Here is a 4,530-nt window from a genome sequence, read left to right as displayed (position 1 = left end):
CCGGGTTCTCACCAATTTGTGTCGGGGGTTGGGGGGCGCCGCCGCTCACCCTGCTGTGGGCGCCCGGGGGGGGCCGCCCCTTGGTCTCGGACCTGGGCGGCGCCGCCCACATGTCCTGGGTCGTGACCTCCTATCTGCTCGCCGAGACCGTGGCGACGGTCCTGGTCGGCAAGTTCGGTGACCTGTTCGGCCGCAAGATCGTCTTCCAGGTCTCGGCGATCGTCTTCATCACGGGCTCGTTCCTGTGCGGCCTCGCCACGAACATGTCGCTGCTGATCGCCTGGCGGGCGATGCAGGGCATCGGCGCGGGCGGCCTGATGGTCACCTCGATGGCGCTGATCGCCGACGTGATCCCGCTGCGCGAGCGCGGCAAGTACCAGGGCGCGATCGGCGCCGTGTTCGGCGTCTCCACGGTCGTCGGCCCGCTCCTGGGCGGCCTGTTCACCGACCATCTGACGTGGCGCTGGGCGTTCTACGTCAACGTGCCGATCGCGATCGTCGTCGTCATCGCGGCGGCGCGCACGATCCCGGTCGTGAAGTCGGCGGTCCGGCCGGTCATCGACTATCTGGGCATCGCCCTGGTGGCGGTCGGCGCGAGCGCGCTGATCCTGGCGACGAGCTGGGGCGGCAACGAGTACGCGTGGGGCTCCGGGGTCATCATCGGCCTGTTCGTGGGCGGCATCGTGGCGCTCGGCCTGTTCTGCGTGGTGGAGACGCGGGCGGCGGAGCCGATGCTGCCGATGCGGCTGTTCCGCAACCCGGTCTTCACGGTGTGCTCGGTGCTGAGCTTCATCGTGGGCTTCGCGATGCTGGGCGCGATGACGTTCCTGCCGACGTATCTCCAGTACGTGGACGGGGACTCGGCCACGATCTCGGGCGTGCGGACGCTGCCGATGGTGATCGGTCTGCTGGCCGCGTCCATCTTCTCCGGCAACGTGGTGAGCAAGACGGGCCAGTACCGCCTGTTCCCGATCGTCGGCTCGCTCGTGATGGCGCTCGGCCTGTATCTGCTGTCCCTGATGGATCCGTCGACCAGCACCTGGCTGTCGTCGCTGTACATGCTGGTGCTGGGGCTCGGGATCGGCCTGTGCATGCAGGTCCTGACGATCGCCGTGCAGAACACCGTGGAGTACGCGGACCTGGGCACGGCGACGTCCGGCGTCACCTTCTTCCGTACGCTCGGCAGCTCGTTCGGCACCGCCGTGTTCGGGACCATCTACGCGAACTCCCTCAAGCCGAACCTCACGGAAGGCGTCGCGGAGGCGGCCCGCGCGGGGACCGGGGTGGATCCGGCGACGCTGGCCAGGGCGGCGCAGAGCCCGGAGGGGCTGCATCAGTTGCCGGCGGCGGCGCAGGGGCCGATCGTCGACGCGTACGCGGACTCGCTGCACACCGTGTTCCTGTGGACGGTGCCGGTCGCGCTGATCGGTTTCGTGGTGGCGCTGTTCCTGAAGCAGGTGGCGCTGCGCGACAGTGCGCGGATGGGCTCCTCGGACATGGGCGAGGGCTTCGCGCAGCCGACGACGAGCGATTCCGAGCGCGTCCTGGAGCGGGCGGTGAGCTCCATCGTGAAGTCGGCGGACCTGGACACCGCGCGCCGGATCCTCGACTCCTCGGACTCGCGGCTCGACATGGCGGGGGCCTGGGCGGTGATGCAGGTGGAGTTCTTCACCCGGATGGTCGGTCACGCGAGCCTCGGGATGATCGCGGCCCGGCGGCGGCTGCCGCCCGAGGTCCTGGTGCCGGTGTTCCAGCGGATGGTCGACGAGGGCTATCTGACCCGGACGGGCTCGTACTTCTCGCACACGGCGGCGGGGCGGCGCGAGGCCGAGGTGTTCAACCGGGCGTGGGGCAACTGGCTGAGCGCGCGGGTGGAGGAGGACCTGGGCCGGCCGCCGGGTGAGGACCTGCGGACGGCGGTGGACACGATCGCGAAGCGGCTGCTCGTGGAGGACCTGGCGCAGGGACTGCCGCAGCGGCCCGGTTCGGCCCGCATCCTCAGCCCCTCCTAGGACCCGGCCCGTTCAGCGCAGCAGGAGTTGCAGGCCGCCGAGGACGGTCGCCGCGAGGACGAGTTGTTCGAAGAGCCGCTGGTTGATGCGGTTCACCGCCCACTTGCCGATGAGGGCGCCGGGCACGACGAACGCGGCGAGGGCGGCGTCGAGCAGCAGGGACCTCCCGTCGATCAGGCCGAGGCCGACGCTGAACGGCACCTTCGCGGAGTTCACGATGAGGAAGAACCACGCGGAGGTGCCGAGGAATCCCAGCTTCCGGAAGCCCGCGGAGAGCAGGTAGAGGGAGAGCACTGGGCCGCCCGCGTTGGCCACCATCGTGGTGAACCCGCCGAGGACCCCGTACGAGCCGGCCTTGATCCGTGCCGTGCGGGTCGCCGTCTCCTCCGGTTCGGGCCGTTCGGCGGCGCGCCGGCGCCACACCGTGACGGCGGCCATCAGGAGCAGGATCGCGCCGATGCTGGTGCGCACGGCGCCGTCCCCCGCGAAGCCGAGGAAGACGGTGCCGATGACCATGCCGACGGCGACGGCGGGGAACAGCCGCCACAGGGTGGGCCAGTGGGCGTGCCGCCGGTAGGTGAGCACGGCGAGGACGTCGCCGCAGATGAGGATGGGCAGCAGCACGCCCGTGGACTCACGGGCGGGCAGGACGGCGGCGAAGACGGCGAGGCTGACCGTGTTGGCGCCGCTGACGGCGGTCTTGGAGAAGCCGACGAGGACGGCCGCGACGGCCAGCGCGGCGAAGCCCCAGGGCGTGATCCCGAATATCTCGTGCATGCGGAGACCGATGCTAGCCGCATCGATCTCCGCCACCGCGCCGGGAGGTCAGGCGGAGCGGTACGCGTCCCGCAGCTCTCGCTTGAGGACCTTCATGCTGGGGCCGAGCGGCAGTTCGCCGGTGATCTCGACACGGCGCGGGTACTTGTGCTTGGCCAGGTGCTCCCTGGACCAGGCGATGACGGCGTCCGGGTCGGCGCTCTCGCCCTCCTTGGGCACGACCACGGCGCAGACCTCCTCGCCGTGCACGGGGTCGGGCAGCCCGATGACGGCGACGTGGGCGACGGCCGGGTGCCGCATCAGGACCTCCTCGACCTCGCGAGGGTACACGTTGAAGCCGCCGCGGATGATGACGTCCTTCTTGCGGTCGACGATGGAGATGTAGCCGTCGGCGTCCTTGGTGCCGAGGTCGCCGGTGCGGAACCAGCCGTCGACGAGGGCCTGCGCGGTCGCCTCGGGGCGGCCCAGGTACTCGGTGAAGACGTTGTGGCCGCGCACGACGATCTCGCCGAGCTCGCCGGCGGGCAGCAGTTCGACGCGCTCGTCGACCTCGGCGCGGGCGATCTCGACGTCGACGCCCCAGATCGGGTGGCCGACGGTGCCCGCCTTGATGCCGTACCAGGGCTGGTTGACGGCGGCGACGGGCGAGGTCTCGCTGAGTCCGTAGCCCTCGTGGATGCGGGCGCCGAACGTGGCCTCGAAGGCCTCCAGGACCGCGAGCGGCAGGGACGCGCCGCCGGAGACGGCCACGCGGAGCCTGGGCAGTTCGGCGGCGTCCCGGGCGGCGGCGAGCAGGTGGACGTACATCGTGGGCACGCCGTGGAAGACGGTGACGCCCTCACGGACCATCAGGTCGATGGCGCGGGCGGCGTCGAAGCGGGGCAGCAGGACGAGCGTCTTGCCCGCGCGCCACACGGCGTTGAGGGAGGCGGTCTGGCCGAAGGCGTGGAAGAAGGGCAGGGCGCCGAGGACGATGTCGTCGGGGCAGTACTCGTGGGCGTCGAAGGCGTCCACGGTGGCGTTCATGACGAGGTTGAGGTGGCTGAGGACGGCGCCCTTGGGGACGCCGGTGGTACCGCTCGTGTAGAAGATGACGGCCGCGTCCTCGGGGCCGCGGGCCGCGTACACGTCGAGCGGGGTGGCCCCGGCTGCGGCCGCGTCGAGTTCGCCGTCCTCGCCGAGGGTGGCGACGCGGGCTCCGGCGGCCTCGGCGGCGGCGCTTCCGACGGCGGCCTGTCCGGGGTGGCACAGGAGCAGGTCGACGCCGCTGTCGCGGAGCACGTGCGCGGCCTCGTCGGCGGACAGCAGGAGGTGGACGGGGACGACGACACCGCCGGCCGCGAGGATCGCGTAGTAGGCGCGCGGGAAGTCCACGGTGTTCGGGGCCATCAGGGCCACCCGGTCGCCGGGCCGGACGCCGTACGTGTCGACGAGCGCTCCGGCGCGGGCGCGGACCTGGTCCCACAACTCACCGAAGGTGAACCGCTGGTCGCCCTGGACGAGGGCGGTCTTGTCGGGCCTGCGGCGGGCGTTGTCGGCGAGGATCGCGGCGAGCGAGAGAGTGGCCATGAGGGGGTGGTGCTCCGTTCCTTGCTGGTGGTGCGAGTCCTTGCTGGTGGTGCGGCCGGGGGGGGGGGGGGGGGGGGCCCCGCGGGGGGGGGGGGGGCGGGGGGGGGGGGGGGGGGGCGGCGAGAGAGTCGCGGGTGGGGGCGGGGCCGCGCGCCCCGCGCGGGGCTCGGGG

General features: G+C 71.9%; 3 protein-coding genes. 1 reads left to right on the top strand and 2 read right to left on the bottom strand.

The genetic code is table 11. The annotated features are described in order from the left end of the window. Positions 1 to 80 precede the first annotated feature (80 nt). Positions 81 to 2,012 (top strand): MDR family MFS transporter, encoded by a 1,932-nt coding sequence (locus tag ACFW9D_RS29815; protein ID WP_384626948.1) that lies wholly within the window; start codon positions 81 to 83, stop codon positions 2,010 to 2,012. Between the two features lie 12 nt (positions 2,013 to 2,024). On the opposite strand, the gene ACFW9D_RS29810 is transcribed toward ACFW9D_RS29815, so the two are convergent. Together ACFW9D_RS29810 and ACFW9D_RS29805 are read right to left on the bottom strand one after the other, a co-directional pair. Beyond that, positions 2,025 to 2,789, bottom strand: coding sequence for a sulfite exporter TauE/SafE family protein (locus tag ACFW9D_RS29810; RefSeq protein ID WP_384626945.1), 765 nt, complete (start codon positions 2,787 to 2,789; stop codon positions 2,025 to 2,027). A gap of 48 nt (positions 2,790 to 2,837) precedes the next feature. Further along, a complete protein-coding gene (locus tag ACFW9D_RS29805) occupies positions 2,838 to 4,358 on the bottom strand; it encodes a long-chain fatty acid--CoA ligase (protein ID WP_188335797.1) in 1,521 nt (506 codons plus the stop codon). Between the last annotated feature and the right edge of the window lie 172 nt (positions 4,359 to 4,530).

This window comes from Streptomyces sp. NPDC059524 (genome assembly GCF_042749255.1).
GTDB classification, from domain to species: domain Bacteria; phylum Actinomycetota; class Actinomycetes; order Streptomycetales; family Streptomycetaceae; genus Streptomyces; species Streptomyces xanthii.
Note: the sequence above shows the minus strand (reverse complement) of the source record. Positions and strands in the feature narration are given on the sequence as shown.

Bases quoted from the DNA above. Each gene is read 5' to 3' on its own strand.
- ACFW9D_RS29810 (WP_384626945.1), bottom strand. From the start codon at position 2,789: ATGCACGAGATATTCGGGATCACGCCCTGGGGCTTCGCCGCGCTGGCC.
- ACFW9D_RS29805 (WP_188335797.1), bottom strand. From the start codon at position 4,358: ATGGCCACTCTCTCGCTCGCCGCGATCCTCGCCGACAACGCCCGCCGC.